This window comes from Nannocystis bainbridge, from assembly GCF_028368995.1.
GTDB classification, from domain to species: Bacteria; Myxococcota_A; Polyangia; order Nannocystales; family Nannocystaceae; genus Nannocystis; species Nannocystis bainbridge.
The window spans coordinates 269,287-293,810 of the sequence record NZ_JAQNDL010000005.1; the positions used below are offsets into that span (position 1 = coordinate 269,287).

18 protein-coding genes are annotated in these 24,524 nt (G+C 71.7%); 8 read left to right on the top strand and 10 right to left on the bottom strand.

The genetic code is table 11. The features are described 5' to 3' along the window. Positions 1-293: 293 nt before the first annotated feature. The 3 genes from POL25_RS41415 to POL25_RS41425 all read left to right on the top strand — a co-directional run bounded on the left by POL25_RS41415 (position 294) and on the right by POL25_RS41425 (position 2,436). On the top strand, positions 294-1,403 hold the full coding sequence (locus POL25_RS41415; RefSeq protein WP_272091956.1) for a hypothetical protein: 1,110 nt from the start codon (positions 294-296) through the stop codon (positions 1,401-1,403). Between the two features lie 124 nt (positions 1,404-1,527). Further along, complete coding sequence (locus POL25_RS41420; RefSeq protein ID WP_272091957.1) at positions 1,528-2,064, top strand: C1 domain-containing protein; 537 nt, start codon at positions 1,528-1,530, stop codon at positions 2,062-2,064. Positions 2,065-2,223: 159 nt separating this feature from the next. Then, complete coding sequence (locus POL25_RS41425) at positions 2,224-2,436, top strand: hypothetical protein (protein ID WP_272091958.1); 213 nt, start codon at positions 2,224-2,226, stop codon at positions 2,434-2,436. Between the two features lie 168 nt (positions 2,437-2,604). Here the strand turns inward: POL25_RS41425 and POL25_RS41430 are convergent, their stop codons facing one another. Further along, positions 2,605-3,120 carry a hypothetical protein gene (locus POL25_RS41430; protein ID WP_272091959.1) on the bottom strand — a complete coding sequence of 172 codons (516 nt, stop codon included), beginning with the start codon at positions 3,118-3,120 and terminating at the stop codon, positions 2,605-2,607. A 360-nt stretch (positions 3,121-3,480) separates the two neighbouring features. Between POL25_RS41430 and POL25_RS41435 the strand changes: the two genes are divergently transcribed. After that, complete coding sequence (locus POL25_RS41435; RefSeq protein ID WP_272091960.1) at positions 3,481-4,803, top strand: hypothetical protein; 1,323 nt, start codon at positions 3,481-3,483, stop codon at positions 4,801-4,803. A gap of 171 nt (positions 4,804-4,974) precedes the next feature. Here POL25_RS41435 and POL25_RS41440 read toward each other — a convergent pair whose 3' ends face one another. Then, the gene (locus POL25_RS41440; protein ID WP_272091961.1) at positions 4,975-5,433 is read right to left on the bottom strand and encodes a MarR family winged helix-turn-helix transcriptional regulator; all 459 of its coding nucleotides are present in this window, start codon (positions 5,431-5,433) and stop codon (positions 4,975-4,977) included. 55 nt (positions 5,434-5,488) lie between these two features. On the opposite strand from POL25_RS41440, the gene POL25_RS41445 reads away from it, so the two are divergent. Both POL25_RS41445 and POL25_RS45135 read left to right on the top strand, forming a co-directional pair. After that, on the top strand, positions 5,489-6,361 hold the full coding sequence (locus tag POL25_RS41445; RefSeq protein WP_272091962.1) for an SDR family NAD(P)-dependent oxidoreductase: 873 nt from the start codon (positions 5,489-5,491) through the stop codon (positions 6,359-6,361). An 18-nt stretch (positions 6,362-6,379) separates the two neighbouring features. Beyond that, the gene (locus POL25_RS45135; protein ID WP_373372148.1) at positions 6,380-6,502 is read left to right on the top strand and encodes a twin-arginine translocase TatA/TatE family subunit; all 123 of its coding nucleotides are present in this window, start codon (positions 6,380-6,382) and stop codon (positions 6,500-6,502) included. A gap of 575 nt (positions 6,503-7,077) precedes the next feature. On the opposite strand, the gene POL25_RS41450 is transcribed toward POL25_RS45135, so the two are convergent. From POL25_RS41450 to POL25_RS41470, 5 genes are all read right to left on the bottom strand, one after another. Continuing rightward, entirely contained in the window at positions 7,078-7,734 is a 657-nt protein-coding gene (locus POL25_RS41450) for an RNA polymerase sigma factor (RefSeq protein ID WP_272091963.1), read from the bottom strand. 34 nt (positions 7,735-7,768) lie between these two features. After that, the gene (locus POL25_RS41455) at positions 7,769-8,128 is read right to left on the bottom strand and encodes a hypothetical protein (RefSeq protein WP_272091964.1); all 360 of its coding nucleotides are present in this window, start codon (positions 8,126-8,128) and stop codon (positions 7,769-7,771) included. Positions 8,129-8,179: 51 nt separating this feature from the next. Further along, positions 8,180-11,188 carry a serine/threonine-protein kinase gene (locus POL25_RS41460; RefSeq protein ID WP_272091965.1) on the bottom strand — a complete coding sequence of 1,003 codons (3,009 nt, stop codon included), beginning with the start codon at positions 11,186-11,188 and terminating at the stop codon, positions 8,180-8,182. A gap of 471 nt (positions 11,189-11,659) precedes the next feature. Further along, positions 11,660-15,115, bottom strand: a complete 3,456-nt coding sequence (locus POL25_RS41465) for a WD40 repeat domain-containing serine/threonine-protein kinase (RefSeq protein ID WP_272091966.1) — start codon at positions 15,113-15,115, stop codon at positions 11,660-11,662. 695 nt (positions 15,116-15,810) lie between these two features. Beyond that, entirely contained in the window at positions 15,811-16,920 is a 1,110-nt protein-coding gene (locus POL25_RS41470) for a hypothetical protein (RefSeq protein ID WP_272091967.1), read from the bottom strand. 161 nt (positions 16,921-17,081) lie between these two features. Between POL25_RS41470 and POL25_RS41475 the strand changes: the two genes are divergently transcribed. Further along, positions 17,082-17,522: a hypothetical protein gene (locus tag POL25_RS41475; protein WP_272091968.1), complete on the top strand. Its 441-nt coding sequence runs from the start codon at positions 17,082-17,084 to the stop codon at positions 17,520-17,522. Between the two features lie 1,108 nt (positions 17,523-18,630). Here the strand turns inward: POL25_RS41475 and POL25_RS45140 are convergent. After that, positions 18,631-18,960 (bottom strand): protein kinase domain-containing protein, encoded by a 330-nt coding sequence (locus POL25_RS45140; RefSeq protein ID WP_373372151.1) that lies wholly within the window; start codon positions 18,958-18,960, stop codon positions 18,631-18,633. Positions 18,961-19,326: 366 nt separating this feature from the next. On the opposite strand from POL25_RS45140, the gene POL25_RS41480 reads away from it, so the two are divergent. Further along, on the top strand, positions 19,327-20,580 hold the full coding sequence (locus tag POL25_RS41480) for a PAS domain S-box protein (protein WP_272091969.1): 1,254 nt from the start codon (positions 19,327-19,329) through the stop codon (positions 20,578-20,580). A gap of 66 nt (positions 20,581-20,646) precedes the next feature. On the opposite strand, the gene POL25_RS41485 is transcribed toward POL25_RS41480, so the two are convergent. Both POL25_RS41485 and POL25_RS41490 read right to left on the bottom strand, forming a co-directional pair. Further along, positions 20,647-21,738: an alpha/beta fold hydrolase gene (locus POL25_RS41485; protein WP_272091970.1), complete on the bottom strand. Its 1,092-nt coding sequence runs from the start codon at positions 21,736-21,738 to the stop codon at positions 20,647-20,649. A gap of 481 nt (positions 21,739-22,219) precedes the next feature. Continuing rightward, positions 22,220-24,358, bottom strand: a complete 2,139-nt coding sequence (locus tag POL25_RS41490; RefSeq protein ID WP_272091971.1) for a TlpA disulfide reductase family protein — start codon at positions 24,356-24,358, stop codon at positions 22,220-22,222. Positions 24,359-24,524 lie beyond the last annotated feature (166 nt).

Here is a 24,524-nt window from a genome sequence, read left to right on the forward strand (position 1 = left end):
TCGCACCGCCTCAACGTGGCGATCCGCGTCGCCCCGACGCCAGCCCCGCGACCTCACGCGGCCCCGCGCAGCTTGCGAGGACCCGGCTCGCGGACAGCTGTCAACGACCTGTCCCATCGACCACAATCTCACCCACAGGCGCCCCATTTGCCGCCATCTCCGCCTCCCGCGAGCGCGGCCCTGCGCCCGTCGCAAGGGCGCGTGACGCCCTCGCGCGCGCACGGACGACTGCCCCCTGCGACCTGGACGCATGGCGGCGAGCCCGCGAGGCGGTCCTCGGCTACAAGCGAAGCATGCCGCTTACGCATCGCCTGACCCTCCTGTCCCCCCTGTGCTTGCTCCTGGCAGCGTGCACCGATCCAGGCACCACCACCACCGACGGCAGCGCCACCGCCGAGACCACCACCTCGACCTCGACCAGCGCGCCCACCACTGACGCCGCGCCGACGACCTCGACCGGCAGCGACACCACCGACACTGCCGGTACTGGCGACACCACCGGCGTCGACACAACCGGCGTCGACACCACCGACGGCGACACCACCACTGCCGGTGGCGAATGCCCGCCGGTGACGCAGCTGCTCGGGCCCGCCGGCGGCGAGCTCACCCTGTGCGGCGCCACCTTGCGCGTGCCCGCCGACGCCGTCGCCGAGGAAGTCCTGTTCGGCATCGAGGTCATCGACCCGCCCGCCGACCCGCCGTTCGAGCAGGAGTTCGCCTCGCCGGTGTTTCGCTTCACCCCGGACGATGTCGTGTTCGCTCAGCCCGTCGAGCTGATCTTGCCGCGCCCCGTCACCGACAGCCGGATCTCCCTCGGCCGCCACGTCCCCGAGGACGACGCGTTCTGGATCGTCGAGGCCTGCGACGTCACCGACACCACGATCGGTCAGAGCTACTACCAGCTCGCCACCTACGCCGCGCTGCGCGGCACCTACGACTATCCCGACAGCACCTCCGACCTCGGCGAGGGCACCATCGAGCTCGAGATCCTCGGCGTCCCCGCGAGCTTCCCGATCGACGCCAGCAGCTTCGGCATCTATGCCGACGCCGCCGACGGCAGCCGCACCGTCACCCTCAAGTCGGTGCGCGAGGTCGACGGCGGCTTCGAGTCGCTGCGCATCGATTTCGCGGTCGACAGCACCGGCGACGTCGCCAACCTGGTCGCCGTCGAGTGGCTGTCCACCGTCGACGCCGGCGGCTACACGTACATCGCCGACCTCATCGGCTCGGACGGCGTCATCACCCTCAGCGACGCCACCGGCGATCACTACGCCGGGGAGCTCAGCGCCGTCGCCCACGGCGGCAACCCGCCGCACGACGAGCCGCTGCAAGCGACCTTCGACGTGACCGTCGAGAAGTTCACCTTCCCGCCCGAGCTCAGCTGCATGGGCGGCGGCGGCTGACGCGACCCGCCATCCTCCGGTGATGCGGCGCCCGAGGAAGGAGCCGCATGGACGGCCTGGACTCCCGCGCGCCGCTCTCGAGCGGCGCGCACAGCAACGCGCGCTTTGATACGATGCAGCCGTGATGAAGTCCGACGCTGCGCCGCTCCTCTGGCTCTCGCCCGTGAGTCCGGCCGCGTGCGAGGCGTGCGACGGGCCTCTGGGGGATGTCTACTTCGACCACGACGGGTTGCGCTGCGGTCGCTGTCACGCCGAGGCCCGGCGTGAGGCGACCGGGGCGACGCGGCTGCTCGCGGCGGCGCTGTACGGGTGCGTGGCGGCGACCGCCGCGATCGCCATCTGGGCCGCGATCGCCTATGCCACGCAGCGCGAGTTCTTCGTCCTCACGGCGTTCATCGGCGCGGGCGTCGGCGTCGCGGTGCAGAAGGGAGGCAGCGATCGAGGCGGCAAGTATTATCAATGCCTCGCGGCCAGCCTCACCTACGTGGCGATCGCCGCCGCGCCGCTGGTGTTCTCGCTGCTCGTGGGCCGGTCCTCGCAGCTCGCCGGTGTCGATGTCGTGGTGCTGGCGCTGACCCTGCCCTTCGAGCAGCTCCGCGTCGATCCGGGCCACGGCGCCCTGACGCTGGTGGCCCTCGTCGGCGGCGTGTGGTTCGCGTAGTCGATCAACGAGCCGCGCGACGGCCTGTTCGGGCCCTACGCGCTCACCCCCGGCGGTCGCAGCCGGGCCGGTCACTACACCTGCCCCGGGTGCCGTGGCGGGCTCGCGCCGCGCCTGCTCGCGTGCCCGGGCTGCGGGACCCTGCGTCACGCGGAGGCCGTGCGCGAGCATGCCGGACGCGCCGCTCGAGCCGAGGCCGAGGACGACCGGGCGGCGGCGATCGAGGCGTGGCAGGACGTGCTGCGGCTGCTGCCCCTGCCGAGCCGCGCCGAACAGCACGCGCGGCGGGAATTGGCGCGCCTGGAGGGCCGCACGGGCCCGTTCGCGCGGCCGGAGCGTGTCGGCGAGCGCGCGAGCCATGCCTACGAATGATCTGCCGGCGTAAAGAACTCGACGCGAGGAACCCCGATGATTCGGGGCGCCTCGCGCCGTATCGTGACAGTCGGCGATTCATCGCACCGCATCACCGACTGCGCCGGGCGCAGCGTGCATGACCCCAACGAATGTCACCACCACGATTCGCGCCGCGGCTCGCCGCGATCAGGGCCGGAACACGGTCACGTACGGGTCCCAGCTGAGGTCCTCGACCTTGGTGCCGTTCTTGTAGATCGCCACCGTGAAGTTGTAGGCGATCTTCGGGCCCAGGGTCTCGTCGCGGCTGGTGAGCTGGGTCAGGCACTGGACGAACGGGCGGTCGATGCCCTCGACGCCGATCGCCGCCTGGGCGTCGGAGGTAAGGTTGCCCGGCGGCTTGTAGAACGGGGCGTCGCCGCCGCCGTTGCTCGTGCCCCACTCGACCAGGTAGTTGCCGGCGTTGTCCCACAGGTGAAACTGCTCGATGATCACGTGATAGACGCCAGAGTCGTTCGGGTCGGTGGTCTGCAGCGGCGTGGCGCGCCAGCGCAGCTCGGTGCTCACCGGCACCTTGACGCCCAGCTCGTACGAGCCTTCGCCTTCGCCGGGGTTGCCGTCGAGGATCGAGGGATCGCAGAACATCTGGATCCGGTTGGAGGCGCTGCGGTCGCAATTGATGATGATGAGGATGTCCTGGGCCATGGCTCGTCTGCTCTCTTGATCGGCTGGTTTGCGGGATGGACCGGGCCGGTCCGGGCTTCGTCGGAGCGACGACCCGGCCGGCGCGGTACTCGTGGGGTAGAGAGCCGCGACCCCCCGATCCCGATCCAAAAAGATTCGAGGTTTTTTCGGGCCCCGGCGACGCGCCGGTTCGCGTGCAGCGAGGCGGTCACCAGGAGCCTCACGCGCGGCGCTCAGCGCGGCGGCGCAGGGCTGCGAGGCGCGAAATTCGGCGGCGGCGGCGACGGATCGAGGTAGTGTTCCGCGCGCATGCGAGGCCGAAACCCAGCCGATATGGAGAGCGGTTCACGCGCGGCCGGCAGCGGGCGTGGGCGCGGATTCATGGCAGCGGCGTGCGCTTGCCTCATCGGCTGCCCGGCGACGCCCGAGGCTCCCGCTCCGGCGCCCGCTCCGACGCCGACCGTCGCCGTCGAACCCGCGCCCGCTCCCACGCCCGACGCCGTCGAGCCCGCGCCCGCGATCGTCAGCGTGAGCGTGTGGCAGCACGCGCAGGGCGCCCGCGCCGTGTTCGAGCTGCCCGCCCCCGCGCGCCAGGTGCAGCTGCGGCGCTCGGACGCCGTCCGCCGTGACACCTGGCGCAGCGTCACGCCCGGCGTCGAGTTGGTCGACGGGCTCGTGACCAGCGCCGAGCCGCTCACCCGCTTCGAGCTGACGCTCGCGCCCGACCCCGTCGAGATCGATCGCATCTATCCGTCGCTGCACCGCGTCGGCCGCGGCGTGGCGCTCTACGGGCCGGCCCTGCTCGTCGAGGGCGTCGAGACGCACGTGGTGCTGCGCCCGGACGCGGGCAGCGTGGCGATCCCCGAGCACGCGGCCGAGGCGGGCTACGCCTACCTCGGGCCGGCCGAAGAGGTGACCCAGGCCGACGGGCTGCGCATCGTCGCCGGCGACGACATCACGCCGGCGCTCCTGGCGACGATCCGCCGCGAGGCCGAGGTCTCGCTCCGATATTATCGTGACCAGCTGGAGCGGCCCGGGCGCGAGCCGACGATCCTCGTCGCCACCAGCCCGGGGCCGTTCGAGTACCGCGGCGACGCCAGCCAGTCGGCGGTCATCTCGCTGCGCTTCATGGCCGCGCACATGCACGAGGCCGACGTGACGGCGCCCCAGTTCGTGGCCAAGTTCGTGCGCCACGAGGCGTTTCACCTGTGGAACGCGCCCACCACCGAGGGCGTGCCGGACTGGCTGCACGAGGGCGGGGCCGAGTACGCCGCGATCGTGTCGGCCGTGGCCAACGGCGCGCTGACCCAGGAGGAGGGCGTCGCCCAGCTGTCGCGCAACCTCGGCCGCTGCAGCGAGGCCCTCGGCGAGCGCTCGCTGGTGACGGCGGAGCTCTCGGGCTGGCAGATCTACGCGTGCGGCGTGACGCTGCAGTGGGTGGCCGACGTCGAGGCGCGCGGCGGTTCGCAGGGCCGGCGCGACACCTTTGCGATCTGGCGCGACCTGTTGCGCGCCGGTGATGCCGGCGGCTACACGCTCGCCGACCTGCGCGCGGCGACCGGCCCGACGACGGCGCTGCTGCTCGACGCCGCGGGCCCGCGACGCTGGCCCGACCTCGCGCGCGCCGTCGCCGGACACGGCGCCAAGATCAGCGACGGCGCCGACGCGGTGCTCGAGGCGCCCGCGCTCGCGCCCTCACGCTGATCGACCCCGGCGACAGCGCTCGCACGCGAGGCCCCCGCGCTTCCATCATCCTCGATGATTCATGCCCGCCCTCGCACTCACAGCAGGTTTTCACGCGACTTGGGGCGTGCTGACGCCACAGGGGGTGAACCTGATGAGCGGCGGCCCGCCGAGAATGTCGAAGTCGACGTGCTAGCCCGCGTTGAAGCGGCGGAGCAGGGCCGTGAAGGCCTGCAGGTCCTCTTCGGACCAGCCCCGCAGGCGAGCCGAGAAGGCGGCGCCGCGGAGGTCGAGTGCGGCGAGCACCTGCGCTTCGCCCGTCGGGCTGAGTGAGAGGAGCACGGCACGGCGGTCGGACGGGTCGGGGCGACTCTCGACGAGTCCGAGGCGCTTCATCCAGCCCATCAGGTGACTGGTCGAGCTCCGATCCATCCCCACCGCCTCGGCCACGGCGCTCGGCTTCGCGGGCCCGTAGGCGTACAGCCAGCGGGCGATGTGAAAGGCGGCAGGCTGCAACTCCGGGTGGAATGCGGCGGCCGAGCGCTCGGTGAGCGCCCGTGACGCACTCAAGAGCGCATTCAGCTCGACGCCGAGCTCGAGCTCCAGCGCGCTGCGGGGAGAGGGGTCGGGGTCGGGTAATTTAGTTGACATATACCCATCACTCCGAAGACGGTTGAGTTATCCCCATTATACCGGAGGCTCACCCATGCTCCCAGCTCCTCTGATCGTCCTCACCGGCGCCACGAACGGTCTTGGCCGCGTCGCCGCGGGCGAACTCGCGCGTCGCGGCGCGCGTCTCGCCATCATCGCCCGCGACCGGGAGAAGGCCGAGCGCACCCGAGCCGAGCTGCGCGCGGCCGTGACCGGTGCCTCCGTCGACCTCTTCTTCGCCGACCTGACCCGGCTGGCGGAGGTCCGTCGCGCCGGGGAGGAGATCGCCGCGCAGTACGGTCGCGTCGACGTGCTCATCAACAACGCCGGCGTTCACGCCTTCGAGCAGCGCGTGACGCCTGACGGCTTGCCCGAGATGATCGCCGTCAACTACCTGGCGCCGTGGCTGCTCACGCGGATCCTCGTGCCCGCGCTCACCGCCGCAGGTCGGGCGCGTGTCGTGACCGTCGCCTCCGAGGCCTCGCGCCGGCACGGCACGCTCTCGCTGCCGGAGGACCTCACCGACACCCGGCCGTTCACCGCCCGCGGCTCCTCTGCGATCTACGGGAAGAGCAAGCTGCTCAACATCATGTTCTCCCTCGAGCTCGCGCGGCGCCTCGAGGGGACCGGGGTGGAGGCGGTGTGCCTCGACCCGGGGTTCAATGTCACGGGGCTCGGCCGCGACCTGTGGTTCGCGGCGCCGCTCGAGCGGGTCCTGCAGTGGCTGCGAATCGGCGAGCCCGCCCGCGGCGCAGGGCTCATCGTCGAGCTCGCGATCGGCTCGAGCATCGCCAAGCGCGATGGTCGCTACATCACCGTGAAGGGGCCGCGAGCGATCACGCCGGCGCCCCCCGGGGGCGAACCGGCGCTCCAGCGCCGCCTGTGGGACGAGACCGAGGCGCTGCTCGTGTGGCTCAGCGCCCTGTGACGAGGTGAAGGTCCGCCCATGCTCACTCCCCTTGAGATCGTCGTCATCGTCGCGGTCATCGTGTTGGTGTTCGGCCCGTCCCGGTTACCGCGCTGGGTTCGAGCATCGGCCAGATGCTGCGAGGGTTCCGCAAAGAGATGAAGGCGATCGGGGGCCGTGCGGTGATGCAGCCGATCGTTACTTGTGCCTCAAACACTGAGCTTTGGGGCCGGCGCTTGAAGTTTGCGATGATTCCATGCAGTACTCCGATCTCTGATCGGGTCTCCGAAATCAGGCGGCTGTCCGGCGAAGTGCTTTCCGGTTGAGGGGTTCGGTTACACCTCGCTCGTAGGCTTTCCGAGCGACACGCGGCGGAAGAAGTTGGTGGCGAGCCGCCGCTGAATGTCCTCCTCCTTCAGAGTCTCCTGCCAGAAGGCCGGGGCGCGAGTTCGAGGACGCGGCGCGGGGCCACGACGGGAGCAGGCATAGGAGGTCGCGGATGTAGGCACAGCGCTCGATCCGGTGGAGCTGGCAGCCCTCGCACGCGCTCGAGGCCCCCGCGCTTCCATCATCCTCGATGATTCGTGCCCGTCCTCGCGCGCGCCCTCGCCGGGCACGGCGCCAGGATCAGCGACGGCGCCGACGCGGTGCTCGAGGCGCCCGCGCTCGCGCCCGCACGATGATTCGCCGGGCCCTCGCATGAGGCGCAGCGCCTCGCAGGGGCCAGGGCCCCGCGATCACGGCTCGTCGCTGGCCCCGCCGAGTTCGCGCCCGCAGCGGGCCGCCCAGTCCTCGAGCCGCGTCAGCGTGCTCTCGAGCACCTCGCGCGAGCGGGCCAGGCGGTCCATCGCGGCCTGCAGCGCGTCGCGGGCGCGCTGCAGGCGGCTGCGCACCGTGGCCGGCGGCACCCCCAGCACCTCCGCGATCCGATCGGTCCGCATGTCCTCCCAGTAGTGCAGCTCGAGCACCACCTGGTAGTTGACGGGGATCGCCCGCAGGCCCTCGAGCAAGAGCCGCTGCTCCTGCGTGCGGGCGATGACCGAGACGGCCCCCGGATCGAGCTGCTCGACCGAGACCGCGTCGAGGTCGGCCTCGGGCGCCTCACGCGGGCGCCGGCGCAGGTGGCGACAGAACACGTGGTACGCGATGCGCAGCAGGTACCCGCGGAACCGGCTGGCGTCGGTCACCCGCTCGCGGCTCTCGACGCTGGCGACGAACGTCTCCTGCATCAGATCGGCGATGTGTTCGGCGCGGACCTTGTTGCGGAAGTATCGCTTGAGCAGGCGATAGTGGCGGGCGAACAGCAGCTCGCCTGCCGCGGCGTCGCCGGCCCGCCACGCCTCCAGCAGATCGGCGTCGCTGGGCTCGTCGGGGGGTGATGGAGGCGAGGTCATGCGCGCACGGCTGGCGAGGGTGATGCGGCCCGTATCACACCGAGCTCGGCGGGCACGAGCTCAGTGGCTTGAATTTCGGCGTCTTCGTCGGGGTCTCGAGCGGCGGCACCACCCGCGATTCGCTGGTCGGCGGATCGACGTAGGTGATCGTCACCGTGTACTCGACCTGGGGATCGTTGACGCTGAACTCGACCCAATTGGTGCCATACGAGGGCCCGCTGGGGCTCACGCTCACGCCGCTGATCGAGCCGCTCCCGGCGGCGTTGGCCGCCGAGTCGAAGGTGACCCGGATCGTCGAATGCGTGGCGTCGACCACCACGATGTAGACGAAGTCGGACCCGACCTCGAGCGTGGCGACGTTGAGCCGGGTGCTGGCGGTGATGCATTGATGCATGAAGGATGCTCCTGGTGCGTGGTTGAGGATCGATGGGAGTTCGCGCGAGCCTCACCCGCCGGCCAGGCGGCGCTCGTCGGTGGTGGCGTGCACGCTGTCGAACAGCACGGCCAGCATCGCCTCGCCGCCGGCGACCGCCCGGGCGTCCTCGCGGGCGCGACCCATGGCCGCCGCCCCGTCGGCGCTGGCCGGATCGCGGCGCACCGCCAGCAGCCCCGAGAGCAGCGCGAAGGTCACGCGATCGAGCTCGCCGACCGGCGCGTGATCGAACTCGGCCAGGCGCGCGGCCGCTCGCGCGTGCTCGCCGGCGATCAGATCGACCGCCGTCAGCCCCAGGCGCGCGTCGGTGCTGTCCTCGCAGCCGACCCCGCCCGCGGCCTCGATCGCGGCGCGCCCCGCCTCGAGCTCCACGCGCGCCTCGGCCAGCTCGCCGGTCGCCAGCAGCGCCCAGCCGAGCGCCACCCGGAACGACGCCGTGTACACGTCGCGCGCTCCGTGGGCCGCCGCGTGGCCCGCCACCGCCCGGCGCAACGCCGCCACCGCCGCCTGCGACCGGCCGAGGAAGTAGTTGCCCGTCCCGAGCAGCGCCGCCACCTCCGCGTGCTCGATGCGGTCCGGCCCCAGCACCGCGGCGAACACCGCCTCCGCGGCCTCCGCGTGCTTCACCGCGCGCTCGAACCGGCCGGCGTCGAGCTCGAGCTGGGCCAGCACGAAGCCCGCCCGCCCGGCCTCGAGCGTCATCGCCTCGTCGGTCCCCTGCCAGATGTCGACCGCCCGCCGCAACAGCACGCTCGCCTGCGCCTCGTGGTCGGCCCCGGCGCGGGCCGAGGCGCGCAGCACCTGGGCCAGGTTGTAGGCCGCGCGGGCGACCTCGGGGTGGCGCGGGCCGTACACCCGCCCCCGCTGGTCCAGCGCGCGCTCGAACTCCACCCGCGCCGCCTCCGGCTCGCCGCGCTCCAGCAGCGCCGTGCCGAGGCTCGAGGCCGCGTGCGACGCGTAGAGCAGATCGTCCTGCTCGACCAGCGCGGCCGCGGCGACGCGCAGCCGATCGACCGCCGGCTCGAGCTCGTCGGCCAGCAGCGCCAGGTTGCCGCGCACGAACCCCAGGCGCGCCTCGGTCGCCGGATCGAGCCCGATCCGGGCGCTCGCCGCCTCGGCCCGCCGCAGATAACGCCGCCCCGCCGCCAGGTCAGGCGTCTCGGTCACCGCCGACATCGCCAGCAAGCGCCAGCTGTCGGCGACCACCCGATCGTGGCCCGCCGCCTCGCCCGCGTCCGCCGCCTGCTCGAGCCGCTCGAAGCCCTCCGCCCCGCGACCGCGCACCAGCGCCACCCGCCCCAGCGTCAGCGCCACCTCGGCCGTCAGCGGCGCGTGCCCCAGCGCCTCGGCCTCCGTCGCCAGCGGCAGCGCCTTCGTCCACGCCGCCTCGGTCCGCCCGGTGAACAGCTCCGCCTCGGCGATCGCCAGCTGCCGGCGCACCTGCTGCACCGCGTCCGCCTGGGCCGGCGGCGGCTCGGGCGGGCCGCCTTGCCGGGCCTCGCGCGCGCACGCCTGCGGGTCCTCGAGCCGCTGCACCGCCGCCGGCGCCGCTCGCAGCACCTCCGGCTCGCCGCCCAGCAGCGCCGCCACCACCGCCCCGGCGCCGTCGCGGTGGCGCTCGAGGCAGCGCCCGAGCCGATCGAGCACCACCGGATCGCCGCCCGCTCGCGCCTCGCACAGCGCCTCGCGGGCCGTCAGCCAGCGCCCGCGCCAGCGGTCGAGGCCCGCCACCACCGACGCCTCGCTGTCGGCCAGCCAGCCCCGCCCGGCGCCCGTCGCCGCCGCCGCGAACCGCTCGCCCAGCCGCGCCCGGCTCTCGGCCGCCCACGTGTCGTCGAGCTCGCGCGCCACCGCCACGCACGCCTCGACCTCCGGCGCCGCGCTCCACCACGCCGCCGCGACCCCGCCGAGCAGCCCCGTCCCGAGCGCCACCGCGCCGGCCAGCGCCACCCTTCGCCGCCGCCGCCCGCGGGCCAGCCCGGCCTCGATCGCCGCCAGCAGCGCGTCGACGTCGGCCCAGCGCCGGCCCGGATCGGCCTCCAGCCCGCGCCGCACGATCGGCCACAGCCAACCCGCCAGGGCGTCGCGCGGCGGCTCGGCCGGGGTCCAGTCGACGCGCCCGCGCAGCACCTCGGCCAGCGTGCGCCGCGGGAACGGCCGCCGCCCCCACAGCCCCTCGTAGATCGACACGCACAGCGCGAACTGATCGGCGCGCGCGTCGGCCTGGCCGCGAAATTGTTCGGGTGGCATGTACGCCGGCGTGCCCGCGACCTCGCTCGAGCGGTCCTGCGTCGGCAACCCGCCCGGCCACGCGCCGCTCTCGTCCGTCGGCCCCGGTGCGCTGGGCCCCCCCTCGCCGGACTCGAGCGCCGCCAACCCGAAATCGACCACCGCCACCCGCCCGTCGACCCCGCGCAGCACGTTGTCCGGCTTGAAGTCGCGGTGGATGATGCCCGCCCGGTGGGCCGCCGCCAGCCCGCGCCCGGCCGCCAGATACGCCGCCAGCACCTCGGCCTGCGGCGGCCCCGGCTCGCTGCCCAGCCACTCGCGCAGGCTGCCGCCCTCGATCCGCTCCATCGCCAGGTACGTGCGCCCGTCGTGCTCGCCGACCTCGTACACGTGCACCACGTGGGGATGGGCCAGCCGCGCCAGCGCCCGCGCCTCGACCCGCAGCCGCGCCGTCGATCGCGGATCGGCGAGGTGGGCGTGGACCAGCTTGATGGCGATCGGCCGCTCGAGCGCGTCGTCGAAGGCGAGGTGGACCTCGCCCATCGCCCCGGCGCCGAGGCGATGCATCAGCCGGTAGCGGCCGATCCGGGTCGCCTCGCCGCGCGCGAACAGCCGCGTCCGCAGCTCGCTGAACAGCCGCTCGTCGTCGACGCCGCTGAACACCTGCCCGTCGGTGCGCGCGTCGGACCGCTGCCCCTCGCGCGAGCGCAGCGTCTGCGCGTCGCCCCTCGATCCGAGGGACCCGAACGACGACGCATCGTCTCGCGCGCGCTGCAGCCTCGCCTCGCCCATCCCGCCCTGGTCTCTCTCTAGTCCCCCGCCGACGCGAGCGTCAAGCCGTGGCGACCTCGCGCGCGCGCGCCCTGGGCCGCCGCGCGCCCCTGGGCCGCCCTGCACGCGTCGCTGCGCGAGTGAGGAGCCTCGCCCCCTGCGCCCCTCCGAGCCGCCCCCCACGGTCGTCGCAATTCCGCCCCGCCGAGCTCTGCTTCACGCGACTCGGCGGGGCCGCGCAGGTTCGGTTTCGAACAGCGCATTTCCCCGGCGAAAACCGCAGGCGCAGCCACGATCCCGCCGATCTCCCGCCGCCTGCCGGCGCGAGCCGAGAGCGCTTCAGCGCGGAGGAACCCGCCGTCGCGTCCGGGCGCTGAGCCGATGGCCCTGCGCGGGCTCGCCTCGCGTGAGCCCGCATGCCCCTTCGGTCATGCCTTCAAGAACATGACCGTGAGAACATGTCCCCGAGAACATTACTACAAGAACATGTCCTCACGGACATGTCTTCACATACAGCCGGTCGCCGAAGTCGTGCGCCCACTCGGCCGGCGTCAGGTCGCGACCTGCCCGCGCGCAGGCCTCGGCCAGGCGGCCTGCCAGCGTCGCCGGGAACACCCGCGCCAGCCCGTCGGCGCCCGCCGTCACCACCAGCGCCCCGTCGCTCGAGAACCCTCCCGACCACAGCCTGCGATCGTGCTCGCCGGGCCCTGCCGCTGGCGTATGCGGCAGTCGCAGCGCCACCAGCCCCTCCGGGCGGCGCGACCACAGGCGCGCCGAGCCATCGGCCGACGCCGTCAGGATCGCCGCGCCGTCGGGGCTGTACGCCGCGATCCACACCGCGTCCGTGTGCCCGCGCAGCGTCACCGGCTCCCCGCCGTCGAGCGGCCACTCGCAGGCCGTCCCGTCCGTCGAGGCCGTCAGCGCCGCCAGCCCGTCGGGCCGCAGCTGGACCTGACCTATCGACCCCGCGTGGCCGCGCAGCACGATCGGCGCCGCCTCGGGCCGGGCCAGCGACCACACCCGCGCCACCGCGTCGTCGCCCGCGCTGGCCAGCAGCTCGCCGTCGACCGCCAGCGCCCGCACCGGGCCCGCGTGGCCTTGCAGGCTGGCCTTGCGGACCGTCGCCCCGGCCAGCGGCGTCACCCGCACCGGCCCGTCGTCGCCGGCGCTGGCGACGGCTGTCCCATCGGACATGAACTGAAGCACCCGCACCGCCCCCGCGTGGGCGGCCACCTCGTCGAGGCTGGGCGGCCCGACCGGCGGGAAGCGGACCACGTGGACCCGGCCGTCCTCGCCGGCGACCGCCGCCAGCTCGCCCGCGGGGCTCCAGCGGGCGTCGAGGAGCGCCGCCCCGCGCGGCGCCGTGAGGCTGGCCAAAAGGACAGGTTCGGCCCCGCTCAGCGACCACAGGCGCAGCCGCCCGTCGCTGCCCACCGTCAGCAGCCGCGCGCCGTCGGGGCTGGCCGCCAGCGCCGTCGAGGCCCCCTCGCGGTGGCCGCCCAGCCGCGTCGAAGCCCGGCCGTCGCGCGGCCACACCCGCGCCGCGCCGTCGAGCCCGGCGGTCACCACCGTGCGCCCGTCGGCCAGGAACGCGGCCTGCTCGATCGCCGCCGCGTGCCCGCGCAACAGCCACGGATCGTCCGCGATCCGCCAGCGGCGCGCGCTGCCGTCGACCGACGCCGTCAGCACCCGGGCGCCGTCGCGCGAGAAGCTGGCCGCCACCACGCTGCCGGCGTGGCCGCGCAGGCGCAGCGGCGGGCCGCGCACGCCCGGCTGCCACAGCCACGCCTCGCCGCCCGCGGGGGTCCCGAGCAGCAGATCGCCCGCCGGCCCGACCTGGACCCCCAGCAGCGCCTCCTCGTGGCCCTGCAGCTCGATCCGCGCGCTGCTGCCGTCGCGCTGCCACACCCGCGCGCTGCCGTCCCGCGACACCGTCACCACCTGCTGCCCGCCGGGCCGGTACGCCGCCGCGTAGACCTCGTCGGTGTGCCCCACCAGCCGCTGCGGCGGCCCGCCGTCGACCGGCACCAGCGCCGCCGTGTGATCGGCGCGCGCGACCACGATCTCCTGCCCGTCCCCGCGCCACGTCGCCGCCAGCAGCCCCGTCGCCCCGCGAGCGGCCGGCGGCGGCAGCTTGAGCGCGCGCGCCGGACCGGCCGCCGCGGGCCACAGCCGCGCCGTCCCGTCGCCGCTCAGCGTCAGCAGCGTCGCCCCGTCGGGGCTCCACAGCGCCCGCCGCAGCGGGTCGCTCGCCTCGCCCAGCGGCTGCGGCGGCTGCCCCGGGCGCAGCACGTGCACCCGCGGCCCGTCGCGCACGACCAGCGCCTCACCTGTCCCCCAGGCCAGGTCGCGCGGATCGGTCGTCGGCAGCTCCCAGCACGTCGGCGCCCCCAGCCCGCCGACCGGCGTCAGCGCGTGCACGCACGGCCGATCGCCGGCGCGCGCGATCGCCAGCGCCGCCCCGCCCGGCGCGAACGCCAGGGCCCGCGCGCTGCCTGTCCCCAAGGCCACGTCGAGCGGGGCCCGCGGCGCCGCCGTCGACCACAGCGCCACCGCCCCCTCGCGCTCCCCGGTGGCCAGCCAGCGCCCGTCGTCGCTCTCGGCCAGAGCGTCGACCACCCCCCCGCCCGGGCGGGCGAACCGGTCGCTGCGCGGCCCGTCGAGCGCGTCGAGCAGCGCCTGCTCCACCTCGAGCGGCGGCGCCTCCCCGCGCGCCTGCGCCGTCGCCACCGCCGCCACCGCCAGCAGCTGCCGCAGCGCCGGATCGGCGCCCGCCTGTTGACCCGCCGCCGCCGCCAGCCGCCGCGCCTCCCCGGCCGCCTGCGTGCGCGCGTCCTCGGCCGCGATCGCGGCCGCCCGCACCTCCTCCGCCGCCGCGTCGGCCGCGTGGCGCTCCGCGAGCTGCTGCCAGGTCACCAGCGCCCCGCCGAACAGCGCCGCCAGGGTCACCAGCCACAGCCCCAGCCGCCGGCGCAGCCGGCTCGGGTCGCGGCCGAGCGCCTCCAGCAGCGCGTCCATGCTCGGCCAGCGCGCGGCCGGATCGGCCTGCAGCCCGCGCTCGACCGCCCGCTGCAGCCAGCCCGGCACCTCGCGTGCGCCGCGGACGATCGCCCCGGCCACGATCGCCGCCTGCACCTCCTCGCGCCGCTCGCCCGCGAACGGCCGCACCCCGTGCAGCGCCTCCTGCAGCGCCGCGCAGAACCCGAACACGTCGCTGCGCGCGTCGCCCTCGCCGCCCGCGTGCTGCTCCGGCGCCACCGCCGTCGGCGCCGCGACCGCGTCGCCCGGCCGATCGGTCTTGATCGACATGCCCATACGGACATGTTCTTTGGGACCTTCCCCTTCGGGCATGCTCTGCGGGACAGACGCAGCGCGGACCCGGGCCAGCCCGAAGTCGACCACCCGCGCCCGGCCGTCGTCGCCGACCAGCACGCTCTCGGGCTTGAACTCGCCGTGGGTCTGCCCGCTCGCGTGGGCGGCCGCCAGCCCGCTCCCGGCCTGCACGTACATCGCCAGCACCTCGCGCCAGCCCCGCGGCTCGCGCTCCTGCCAGGCCCGCAGCGTCTCGCCCTGGACGAACTCCATCGCCACGTAGACGTGCCCGCGGGCCTCGCCGACCTCGTAGACCTGGACCACGTGCGGGTGCGCCACCCGGGCCTGCGCCTGCGCCTCGCGCTTGCAGCGGGCCGCCGCCGCCGGGTCGTGGTGGCCGGCGTGAATCAGCTTGAGCGCGATCCGGCGGTCGAGCTGCTCATCGTAGGCCGCGAACACCACCCCCATCGAGCCGGCCCCGAGCCGACGCAGCACCGCGAACCGGCCGACCCGCTCCGACTCGCTCGGCGGCCCCAGCAACTTGGCCTTGAGGTCCGCCCGCGCCAGCGCGTGCGCCAGCCGCTCCGGATCGATCCGGGGCGGCGTGGTGCTGACGAACCGCAGGTCGTCGGACATCCGGCCGCGAGTCTACCCCGCGACGGCGCCGCCCGGCGCGCGCGTCCCCGCGCGCGCGCGCGCGCAGGGCCTCGATGCGCCGCTCGAACGCCTCGCGCAAGTTTGGCGGATCGGCCGCGTCGCCGGAGCGAAGCGCAGCCGGCCGTCCTGGTCCAAGAACCAGGTGGCCAAGGGAAGCTCGCTACGCCGACCCGCGCGCCATACCCGTCGTCCATCACCACCTCGTAGCCGATCCCGCGACCTCGCGCGCGCGGTGCCGCCGCGACCTCGCGCGCGTTGTGCCGTCGAAATGTGGCTCTCACGACCGCGACGTCGGGCGAGTCGGCGCGCGCAGCCGCGAACTCGGCGAAAGGCCGGCAGCTCGAGCAGGCAGCCCTCGCAGGCGCAGAAGAAGGCGCTCGACCAGAAACAGGCCGCCGTCCGCGAGGCGATGTACCAGACCTTCCCGCCGCTCCAGACCGCCGACAGCGTCACGGACAGCGGCCTCGTGCAGAACCAGTTTGTGGGCGATCCTCGTCACCCAGGACTGGACCCCTGTGTTCCTGCCGCGCTTCCAGGGTGAGTGGGTCGGCATCGAGCGGGACAAGGGCTTCGCGTTCGCGCCGGGCAAGAAGACCAAGTGGAGCGACGAATTCGGCGGCGACCAGGCGGGCGGAACGTGCTATTCTGATTCGGAATGCTCGAGCATCGAGGACTCATTCTATCCGCAACCGCTCGAAACCCATATCGCCGGACCCTTCGCCTATGTCAGCGACATCCAAGCGGTAGCGTTCTATCCTATGTCGGAGGACCTTCTGACTCACACCCATGTGCTGAGCCAATTGAATCCAAGTCCAGCGTTCCAGCCTTTTCAATTCCATACTCCAGCGATAGAGTTCACGCTCGAGGTGCCCTAGGTGGATAGTGTGCGCCCTCAAGCGGAGATGTGGCATGCTTAGGTGCTCGAACAGGCCCACTTCGCTAAGAAAGAATTCGGGCGAATGCCTAAACGTGTCGGCGTTCCATTCAGGAACGGAAATGCCGTATGTCCTCGTCGCTTTCAGGAGCGCCTTCGGTTGTAGCCCAAGCATCAATGATGCCTCTGTCATCCCGCCTGCACTCGCCAGCGCAACCTTTATAGCTTGCTCCATTACGGCTTTGACGATGTCATCACTCTCATCGAAGAAAACGGGATCGCATCGAACAGGTAGAAAAAACGCCGCCGCCCTATGTGACTTTCGCGTCGTGATGTCTAGAACGTCAAAACCACCCAACCGCCCGAACTTGCGATTCGCGTAATTCGCAGCCAAGTTTATAGCTTGCTCAGTGTCCAGTGAGACAACAATCACCACGCTGCCTGAAAGTATGAACTCGACGACAATCTCAGATCCCTCACAGCGGCGGGCCAAATCAGCCACTATTGAGGTAAGAGCATCTTGATCAAATGCGCCAAGTCTGCCTCTTAGTTTTATGATGATCTGCGTCTTGTGTCCGAAAGAGCTTGTTTCGGCATTTCTTCCAATGCGGTACCCAAACAGGGAGGCGAGGCGTTCAACCTCCGCAATTCTCCGTGGAAAACGGCCTCGTAGCCGCAAGAAGAAAACTTCATCAAGCAAACGACGCCGCTTCAATGATTGAATACCAGCGGTTACGACATCTGTCGGAGTAGCTCCGACTGGGATTCCGGCATACACGCTGTCACCTTCAGGCCCCAAGACCAAGAATGAGATCAGCTCAGGCACGCTGAACGCACTCAAGAGAAAAGAGTAGAGTTCCTCATCAGGAGAGTCAGCTCTAAGTTCAACGGTATGGGTCTGCAGGTCCATGGAGGGATGCCGCCAAATTTTCAACCCGCTGTCAAGTAAGTAAAATTCCTGATGTCCAGATAAGACCAGGAATGCAGTTCTGCCATGGCGAAAGATTTGCGCCGGTCGTCGGTGTAAGCTTGACGGGCGAACGATGGAAGGCCCTATTATAGGGTATGAGCATGAAGAGCCCCTACGAGGCGCCCAAGGAGAACGAATTTCGCCCAGTTTTGATGAGCATTCTGCGAGCGGCGCTCAGTCAAACAATCCCAGGCTTAGGTGCCCACGGAGAGATGCCTCGAAGGCAATCAATTGACGATAGACTGAGTCGTTTGGCAAAAATTCTGCAGGACCTAGAGGACGCGGCAGCGGCCACGAGGGAATTACGCGATGAGGCCGAACAAACAAAAGAGGAAGCCGAAAAACTGAAAGCTCAGGTTCTTGAGTTGCAGATTGACAAACAGGCTGCTGAAAAACTCGCCAACGTTGAAGTTGAGCCATTCCTGCGTATCCTGGACAAATCAAGAGATCAAGGATTACGCCGTGCTCGGCTTGAAGGTCTTGCTCTGGGGTTCCTTTCTGGGTTCGCTTCTAGCATAGCGGTCTGGTACATCACGAGTTGAGAGTACAACCTCAACTCGGACGCGCCGCATGCGTCGACGAGCCTCCCCCCGCCTAGGGAGCTGCCGAGCGCAGCAACCCGGGCTTGTCGGGGGAGAACTTCGCACCAGCGTCTCGCCGTCGACCTCACCGCGGACCCGCACCAGCGCATCGCTAGCTCGACCTCGATCACCCTCCATCGCCAGCGCGGCCGCGACTTGCTCCGTCACGTCGACGAGGCCAGCGACCGGCGCCCCAGTCCTCGTCGATGCCGTTGCATCTGTCTGCCGCCGCAGTTTCGCCGCGTACTCCTTGCACGTCAGGCCGCTCCGGGCCCATCCCTCGACCCGCTCCCGCCACGCGGAGCCCGTCTCGACGACCTTCACCCTTCGCCTCGCTCCCGGATCCGCTTCACGATGACTCCGCCGTCGCAAATCCGAAAGCCCAGCCGGATCCCGCCGGCCACGGGGTGCTCCTCCCACACCATGTTGGGGGGCAGCAGCAACGAGAAGCTTCCTCGAGGCGGTGTTCTGGGCTGCACCACGACCGCACCGCGAAGTACTGCTCCTGGCTGAACCAAATGTATCCGTCCGACGTAGTGCCTCCGCCGAGGCTCTACAAGGGCTCGCGGAGGAGCGATGACCTCGAAGCAGAACGACGACTCGGACACGCGGCGTGTAGACGAATCGGATCCGATGCCAGGGGGCACATCTAACCGAGGGGACCAGGCCTTACCCCCACGGACCACCACGATACTGGCCATTCCGCCCTCGCCAGCGTCCATCTCCATCCTTTGAATTCATTGTCGCCAGTGCGATCCCCCCCAATAACAGGAGACCCAAGCTGTCGCTCAGTCGCTTCATGGAAGTCACACCGGAATAGCCCCGGGGCCGCTGGAGTTGAGCGCGCGCTGGCGCTGCCTGCCCCGCCTGGGGACGTGGCTGTCCCGCCGGGGGATGTGCTGGCGCCGTCCGTTCCGCGTGCGTTCGCGCTGGCGCTGCCTGTCCCGCCTGCGGCCGCGCTTGCGCTGCTTCAGGACGCGGCTGTGCGGCCTCGGAAACCTTACGGCGATTAAACTCTTCTTCCCCCGCGCTGGCGAGGATCTGCAGGCAATGACCAATCGATGGACGCCTAGCGGGGTTCACGTGCACCATTGCGAGCAACATGTCCTTCACCTGCTGGGGAAGGCCCGCACGGGTTGCGAGTGCTGACGGACTGAGCTCTCCGGTTAGCAGTTCGATCCCGGTCATGCCGAGAGAGTTCCGGGGCAATGTAGTTCGGGGTGCCCGCGGGGCTTCGAGTCATCGGTCCAGAACTCGCCACGGGCACCCGTGCAAGGCCGAAATCGCCGAGTTTGATGATTATTCTCCCATCTTCTGGAGCACGAGTCGCTAGGAGGTTGTCTGGTTTAATGTCCCGATGAAATCCTTCAAGCTGATGTATTGACGAGGCGGTGCAAATGCACGTAGAGGTCGAGGTCGCCGCGGAATCACTGGACCACCATTAACGCCGGGCAAGGTCGGCCGGCGGGCTCGAGCCGGCGAATGCGCATTGGAGGTCGGCCGGCGCCTCCCGAGCAACGACGTGAGAAAACCTCGAGGACGCCGATCTGCGACGAGCACCCACAGTCCGAGCGGGTCATGCGGCGCGCGTCCGTGCAGCGACCGCGCGTCGCTTCGTCGCGCTGAACGACGCGGCCGCGCACGTGGGATTCGCGCATTGGCCGACGCGAGCGCGCCAACGCGCGCAGGCCCGCGTGGGCGGGGGGTAACGGTGTTCGTTGCGGTTCTCGCGGGGGGCGCATACCATGCCGCGCGGGGGTTCACGATGTTGGAAGCCGGCGAGGACACCGTGGATCTCCATGGGCAAGTCGAACGATTGAAGCGGCGCGTCGCCCAGCTCGAGCGCAACGACGCCATTCACCAAAAGACGATCGAGGCGAGCCCGGACGTCACCTTCCGCTTCGATCCCGAAGCGCTCTGCAACTACGTCTCGCCAGCGATCGCCGATGTCCTCGGTTACACCCCCGAGGAGCACGTCGGCAGCTCCGGCTTTGCGATCATCCACCCCGACGAGCAGCACCTCGCGCAGCAGCTCCGCGAGCGCCTGCTGCCCGCGATGCCCGGCACGGGCAGCGACCGCTTCGGGCCGGTCCTGAGCCGGCTCCGGCACAAGGGCGGGCATTTCGTGTGGGTCGAGACCATGGTCGTGATCATCCGCGACCCCGACACTGGTGTGGTCCAGGAGTTCGTGCTGACCGCCCGCGACGTCAACGCGCGGGTCGAGGCCGAGGCCGCCCTGCGCGTGAGCGAGGAGCGGTCCACGGCGATGCTCGACAATCTGCAGGTCGGCGTCGTGGTCCAGGGCGCCCGCAGCGAGATGCTGCGGTACAACGAGATCGCGCTCGACATGCTCGGCTTGACGGCGGAGCAGATCGAGGGTCGTGATTCGTTTGACTCGCGCTGGGCAGTGATCCACGAGGATGGCTCGCCGATGCCCGGAGACCAACACCCGGTCGTCGTCGCCATCACCACCGGCAAGCCCGTGCGCGAGGTGGTCATGGGCGTGTATCGCCCCGCCTCCGACTCGCGCGTGTGGCTGCTCGTGTCCGCGACCCCCCAGTTCGACAAGTCCGGCCGCGCGTTCCAGACCGTCTGCACGTTCACGAACATCACCGCGCAAAAGCAGGCCGAGGTGCTGATCCGCGAGCAGAAGGAGCTGCTCGAGCGGATGAGCTCGCCCACCATCCCGATCGCCGCCGGCGTGGTCGTCCTGCCGCTGATCGGTCAGTTCGACGCGGGGCGGGCCGAACGCGTCCTCGACGGAGTACTGTCCGGAGTCGCGCTGCACACGGCCCGCGTCGTGATCCTCGACATCACCGGTGTCTCGACGGCCGACGCCGCCTTCGCCAGTTCGCTGTTGCAGATCAGTCGGGCCGTCCGCCTCCTCGGCGCGGAGGTCGTGGTCACCGGTATGACCCCGTCGATCGCGCAGATCCTGGTCGGCCTCGGCATCGACTTCCGCGGCCTCGTCACCCGCGGCACCCTGCAGGACGGCGTCGCCTTCGCCCTCGGGCGCTGAGACGTCGCCCTGCGGGCCGCCGCGGAGCGGCGCGGCCAGGCACCGCGCCGCGAGCGACCGTCGCTGTCAATAATGGCAGTGCTCGGAGTCCTCGATCGCGTCGACGAGCGCCTGCGGGTTGGAGAACTGCAGCACGTGCACCGCGTCGGGCCCGTAGACCGGCACGAAGCAGCGCGACTTCGAGTCGCCGGTCAGGTGCTCGTACAGGGTCTCGCTCTCCGCGAGCTGGACGTAGATGTCCTCCTCGTAGGCGATCGCGCGCAGGCGCGTGCCCTTCTCGAACAGCTCGGCCTCGGCGGACGGACGCGAGGTGAACGGCCCGGTCCCGTTGAGCTGGTGGATCGCTCGCAGCGGCTCGCCGAGCGCGTTGAATCCGCCCGCCTCGATCTCTGCAGGGGTGAGCGCGCCGGGCACGACGTCGTTGTCGCGATTGGTAAAGTAAAAGGCGGGCCACAGCGATACCGGGATCTCGAACAGCTCGCCATACGCCGGCTCTGTCACCGCGAACGCCTGCAGCAACCCCGACAGGTCCCCGCTGTCGCCGAGCGCCCACGGGACCTCCGCGGGCAGGTCCGACGCGACCAGGATCGCTTCGCGGATCCCGAACCGCTTGCGCAAGCTGCTGCCCTCGTCGACGAGCCGCTGCTGCAGCATCATCACCAGCGTGCCGCCCATGCTGTGGCCGAGGATCGTGCGCGGACGGATCTTGCGATCGTCGAGGCGCTCCAGCACCTCCTCGATCGCGGTGACGTAGTCGAACAGGTCGAGGTCGCCGAACAGCGCGCCCTGCGGGACGCCGCTGTTGCCGCGCACGGGCATGTCGGTCACCAGCACGCACGCGTCCTCGCCGAGCGCGTCGGCGTACGGGCGCCACGAGGCGGCCGCGAACACGCCGCCGTGAACCGCGAAATGACAGTCCTTCGACTTGCTCGGCTTGTCGAGGGTGCCGTAGAGGTTGACGAAGAGATCGACGGTGACGCCCGGCCGCAGCTGGATGTCCTCGAGCAAGAACCCGGGCGTCCCGTCAGCGCCGACGTCGAAATCGATGCCGGAGCCGCCGCCCTTGCGCGCCTCGATGTCGGAATCGGGGGAGATATCCGCGCAACCCGCCACCAGAGCCACGAGGGCGGCGAGCACACAACGTTCCGCAGGGTCCACGATGTTCATTACATCGGTTATGCCAGCCGCGACCGTTCGTGGGAAGCCGTCGCGAGTGTCTCACACTGTATGTATTTCGTGCCGGAGAGCGAATGTCTCCACGTGGCGGGTCTGCGCTGAGGGTCGCCTCGATGCGAGCGCAATCGCGGTCGTCTGCGACAGGTCGCAATGTCGTCACTCTCACCACGTTCAAGCGGCGGTCCAGAGGCCACAGTCGCTGCTTGCTCACGAGAATCATCAAGAGAGGGTCACGCCGTCCCCGGGCTGCGCCCGAGTCGAACGAGGGCGTCCCGCTCCTTCAACGAACTGTCATCCATCGAGTACGGGCGGCGTCCCGGGTCCTCGCATGCGCGCCCGGGATCGCCCGTCGCGGGGCGGTCGTGGGCTCGGCGTCGCCCCCGCTGCCGCTACCTGTCCCCGCGGACATATGTGCATTGTCGTGGGCCAGAACGGCCGCGACGTGCATGCGACCCGTCGCTCGTCACCCCGTCCGCTTCTTCTCGGCCGCGCGCATGCCCTCGACGCGCCACGCGAACTCGAGCTCGAGATCGGCCCCGGCGCCGCCCGACTCGTACGCGATGCGGCCCTCACGATCGAGGAACCATGTCGTCGGGAAGCTATTCAACCCGGCGCGCTCGCAGTACCCGTCGCTCATCGCCACTCCGAAGCGCTGCGGGTGCGCGGCCAGCCACGTGCGCACCTCCTCGGCCGAATCGATCGCGTGCACGCTCAGCACCACCACGTCGCGCGCCCGCGCCTGCGCGTCGACGAACGCCTGCCAGCGCGGCAGCTCCTCCACGCACGGCCCGCAGGTCGTGAACCAAAAATGCAGCACCACCAGCTTGTCGCGCACCGACGCGCTGCTGACGACCTCGCCGTCGAGCCGGGTGAAGCGGAACTCCGGCGCCGGCTTCGGCGCCGCGGCGATCGCCGCGAACACCTGCTGCCGCCGCGCCTCTCGCACCTGCGCCAGCAGCTTGGCCGCGTGCCCGTCGAAGCCGCCCAGTTCGCCGTGCGCTCGCTGCCACGCCGCCGTCAGCCCGCGCCAGCACGCGTCCTCGCCCGGCTCGCCCTCGCTCTCGTCGCTGCAGGCCATCAGCAAACGATCGGCCGCCGCTGCGTCGCCGCGCAGCCGCGCGACCTCGGCCTGCGCCAGCGTGTGATCGTCGCCCTGGCGGCCGCGCCGGGTCGCCTCCGCCAGCGCTGCCTCGCCATCGGCCAGTCGCCGCTCGCCCAGGCGCACCCGCGCCAGCAGGTCGTAGAGCGCGCCCTCGAGCCAGCCCTTCAGCCCGTCGAAGCTGTGGCCCCTGGCGTTGGCCGCCGCGAGCTCGCCGGCGACCGCCGCCAGCCCCTCGCGCACCAGCGCCTCCGCGCGCGCCGGCTCGGCCCCGCGATCGGCCAGCGCTCGCGCGGCAGCGCCGAAGAACTCGAGCTGCTGCCGGTGCACGCGCGGCCGCGTCGCCTCGATCGCCGCCACCACCTGCGTCGCCGTCGCGGCCGGGTCGGCGACCGTCGCCGCGAACTGCCGCAGCGCCGCCGCCTCGCGCAGCAGCGGATCGTGATGACGCGGCCGGGCCAGGAACGCCGCGTCGGCGGCCCGCTGCGCCGCTGCCTCGGCCGCCGTCAGCCGCGCGTGCGCATAAGGACCGCCCCCGAGCGCCTCGTCGCGGGCCGCCTGCACCGCTTCGGCCGCCGGCGAGTCGGCGAACTCCGCGACCACGCGGGCCTCGAGCGGCTCTGCCAGCGCGTCCTCGCCGATCGAACGGTACGCCTCGGCCGCCGCCCGCAGCAGCCCCGGTCGCGGGTCCGCGGCCGCCAGCGTCGCCGAGATGTCCTCGAGCACAGCTCGCTTGTTGGCCGCCGTATCACCGGGCTGCATCGAGAGCAGCTCCCACCGCTGCTGCCGCAGCCGCAACGACCCCGGCGCGCGCTCCAGGCCGCGGTCGACCCACGCCAGCGCCTCGGTCAGCCGCCACGCCCGCGCCAGCCCCTCGCCGACCAGCGCCGCCGTCGTCACGAATTCGGGGTCACCCGGCCGGACCGCGTGGGCGTCGGCCAGCGCCTGCGGCACCAGCGTCGGATCTCCGCGCGCCCCCCCGAGCCGCGCCACCGCCCGCGCCCACGCCGGCGCCTGCGGGTACGCGGCCACCAGCGCCGTCAGCTCGTCGCTGCGGCCCCACTTCGCCAGCGCCGCCGCGCGCAGCCGCAGCGCGTCGGGGTGGCCCGCCAGCGCCTCGACCAGCGCCGCCGTGTCCGCGAGTCGATCGGCCCGGGCCGGCGCCGACTCCTCGTACCACACCGCCGCGCGCGCCCACTGGCCCCACGCATCATCTGGCCTTTCGGACACCCACCGATCGGCCAGCGCCGCCGCCTCGAGGTTGCGCCCCGTCCGCGCCACGCAGGCGAGCCACCACGCCCGCAGCCTGCCGCTGGCAGGGTGATGCTGCAGCTGCGCCTCGCCCTCGGCCGCGCAGCGCTCCCCCTCGTCCGCGGCCAGCAGCGCCCGCAGCCGGTCGGCCGCGCCCTCGGCCGGATCGTCGACCTGGGCCTCGCGCTCGCGCGCCGGCATCGGAGCCCGCGACGAGCAGCCGACGAGGCCCAGCGCCAATGCCAGAGACATGACCCTTCGAACAGGTGTTCTTCGCCGCATCATCCGTCACTCCTCGCCCTGACACCTCGCGTGCCCCATGGTCTCGTCGCCCGCGAGCGAGCGCTGGCGCCGAGGACATGTCCCTTCGGACAGGTGATCGCCGCGGCGTCACCCGCCCCTCCCGGGCATGGCGTCG

Bases quoted from the DNA above. Each gene is read 5' to 3' on its own strand.
- POL25_RS41415 (WP_272091956.1), top strand. From the start codon at position 294: ATGCCGCTTACGCATCGCCTGACCCTCCTGTCCCCCCTGTGCTTGCTC.
- POL25_RS41420 (WP_272091957.1), top strand. From the start codon at position 1,528: ATGAAGTCCGACGCTGCGCCGCTCCTCTGGCTCTCGCCCGTGAGTCCG.
- POL25_RS41430 (WP_272091959.1), bottom strand. From the start codon at position 3,120: ATGGCCCAGGACATCCTCATCATCATCAATTGCGACCGCAGCGCCTCC.
- POL25_RS41435 (WP_272091960.1), top strand. From the start codon at position 3,481: ATGGCAGCGGCGTGCGCTTGCCTCATCGGCTGCCCGGCGACGCCCGAG.
- POL25_RS41440 (WP_272091961.1), bottom strand. From the start codon at position 5,433: ATGTCAACTAAATTACCCGACCCCGACCCCTCTCCCCGCAGCGCGCTG.
- POL25_RS41445 (WP_272091962.1), top strand. From the start codon at position 5,489: ATGCTCCCAGCTCCTCTGATCGTCCTCACCGGCGCCACGAACGGTCTT.
- POL25_RS45135 (WP_373372148.1), top strand. From the start codon at position 6,380: ATGCTCACTCCCCTTGAGATCGTCGTCATCGTCGCGGTCATCGTGTTG.
- POL25_RS41450 (WP_272091963.1), bottom strand. From the start codon at position 7,734: ATGACCTCGCCTCCATCACCCCCCGACGAGCCCAGCGACGCCGATCTG.
- POL25_RS41455 (WP_272091964.1), bottom strand. From the start codon at position 8,128: ATGCATCAATGCATCACCGCCAGCACCCGGCTCAACGTCGCCACGCTC.
- POL25_RS41460 (WP_272091965.1), bottom strand. From the start codon at position 11,188: ATGGGCGAGGCGAGGCTGCAGCGCGCGCGAGACGATGCGTCGTCGTTC.
- POL25_RS41465 (WP_272091966.1), bottom strand. From the start codon at position 15,115: ATGTCCGACGACCTGCGGTTCGTCAGCACCACGCCGCCCCGGATCGAT.
- POL25_RS41470 (WP_272091967.1), bottom strand. From the start codon at position 16,920: ATGGACCTGCAGACCCATACCGTTGAACTTAGAGCTGACTCTCCTGAT.
- POL25_RS41475 (WP_272091968.1), top strand. From the start codon at position 17,082: ATGAAGAGCCCCTACGAGGCGCCCAAGGAGAACGAATTTCGCCCAGTT.
- POL25_RS41480 (WP_272091969.1), top strand. From the start codon at position 19,327: ATGTTGGAAGCCGGCGAGGACACCGTGGATCTCCATGGGCAAGTCGAA.
- POL25_RS41490 (WP_272091971.1), bottom strand. From the start codon at position 24,358: ATGTCTCTGGCATTGGCGCTGGGCCTCGTCGGCTGCTCGTCGCGGGCT.